The organism is Pseudomonas sp., from assembly GCF_050739655.1.
Taxonomy (GTDB): Bacteria; Pseudomonadota; Gammaproteobacteria; order Pseudomonadales; family Pseudomonadaceae; genus Aquipseudomonas.
This window is the reverse complement of the sequence record NZ_JBOIBY010000291.1, coordinates 1-2,093: the sequence shown is the minus strand read 5'-3', so window position 1 is coordinate 2,093 and position 2,093 is coordinate 1. Positions and strand designations below refer to the sequence as shown.

The following is a 2,093-nucleotide window of genomic DNA, read 5'->3' as shown; positions in this document are numbered from 1 at the left end:
GGCCTAGCTGGTATACAGAGGACGTTGTAGCGTTCTTTTCCGAGCAGCCCCTGGAGGTCGAAGACCAGGGGCTTTTCTATGTCTGCAGTTCCAACCAGCAGTTCTGTCAGCAAACAACCTTTGAGTTATCTTGGCGTCTCATACATCGACAGAACGCTGTAGGCGTGTTCGCATGGTAGCGGCGCTTCTCAAAAAAAAGAACCAGTTTTTTGAGTCCATCTCTGCACTAAATGGACAACTTCCATGCCGGGGCATTTCAAATGCAAAAAACTTGCTACCTAATTAAAACCCCGTGAGACACCGTGAAGCACCGTGGGACCCCCAGGAACCCACAATTTCGAGCCGCAGCAGATTCGCTTACCGTTCGTCTGAAAATCTTAAAACCCTCCTAGAATGCGGGTTACCGGTCCCTACAAAGGGACCGACGGGCCCCTCAACAGTCCATAGCACGAGTCTGGAAATCGCCCTATCTGAGTATTTTTTGCGTGCCTCCGCAGTTGTCAGATGGTGTCGCAACACGTCTTACCGAAAACGAAAACGTCTCGCGCACCGTAATAATTTGGCACCGATCATCGTGACCAGACGCTCTTACACGCAAAGTGTAAATTCGCACTTTAAGTACAATCACCTACTTCTTTGTTCATAACTCCTCTATTTCCATATATAGGCAGTTACTTCAACTTACCCTGACTTACCCTGACTTACCCACGGATAACATTTCCACCAGCGAGGTCAGATGGGGAAATGGGAATTCAGCGACATTGGGTCGGTTTTTTTCGGTCTCAGCGCGACACTCACAACTTCACAACGGTGGTTCTCTTTTTCCGGCGCGAGATTGGCAGCACGTTTCCGGCGTCCTTGGCTTCCCCTAACGCCTTAGCCAAAGCTCGGTCAAATAGTTCGATAGCTCGACGCTTCTCTGGCAGCGCTGCTTCGGGATTGTTTCGGTAGTGCTTGGAGACAACCCCTGTCTGCCCGTGCGCTTGAAGAAGGTCAGATAGACGATCATCCACGCCATGCTTCTGCATGAGCTGTGTACAGGTCCGGCGTAGGTCTCGCGGCGAAAAAGTCGGAAGGTGCGCGCCGTCGATGAGAGCGTGCTTTGATGTCAGCCAGTCAGCAATCGCATGGGTTGGACTGGTGATTACAAACGGTTGCTTGCCGTGAGTAGTCCAGGGCCACAGATGATCGCCGCTGATCTCCTGGACATGTCTCATAAGGTCAATGGCGCGTTCCGTCAACGGAACCAGGTGCGGCCGGCTCATTGTTTGCCCGCCTCTACCCTTGCGATGGGCGAGTAGAACCGTGCCGGCCTCAAGGTCGTAGTCTGCCCAGGTGGTTTCGATAATGTTCTTAATGCGCTGTCCACCCGTGGCGATCACGAACTTGAACAGTAACGCCATGACAGGCCCGACCCCCTCCGTACTTTGGATGGTTTCCCAAAACTGGCGCAGCTCGGCATCCGACAACGCACGCTCGACGGGAGCTGACACCTTCTCGACTTTGACCATTGCGGCTGGATTTAGCTCTAGACTGTAGACCTTCGAGTTGGAGCGACCAACCACGCTCTCGACTGTCAGGCCGTGATTGAATGCCGCCACCAGGAAAGACCGCATACGATCAGCTTGAACCTTTGATCCACGCTCCCAGATCGGATTCAGAATGATAAGGATGTGGTCGGCACGAATATCCCGCGCCTTCATTTGTATGATTGTCGGGTGGGGCACTTTCAGATTGGCCTTGAACAGCCGCTCCAGTTCCTTGACCACTCCCGGGGTGGCCTTACCCCTTCGATCTTCTATGTAGTCGAGGAACAGATCCCCGAGGCTGCCACGTGATGCTTCGATATCAGCTACACGCTGGCGTTCGATACGCGCCACTTCCATTGATTCTGCTGCTGCTATCTTCTCGGCTTCTGCCGTCGCTTTCTGCTCGATCAGGCACTCCAGATACTTGACCAGGCCGCCCGCAGCAGCGGCCTCGTTCGAAATCCTTAATGCCTCGGTGCGCAGTTCATTAAGCGAACGCTCGTCCGTTCCGTCTTTAGGTTTTTTAGCGAGCGTGCCTATCGATAGGCGCTTGTCACTTTCTGG

The 2,093-nt window shown here is 53.3% G+C and carries 1 protein-coding gene; it reads right to left on the bottom strand.

Annotated elements, in window-relative coordinates:
- Positions 1-794 precede the first annotated feature (794 nt).
- On the bottom strand, positions 795-2,093 hold a 1,299-nt coding region (locus ACRESJ_RS14280; RefSeq protein WP_431758464.1), incomplete at its 5' end, for a site-specific integrase.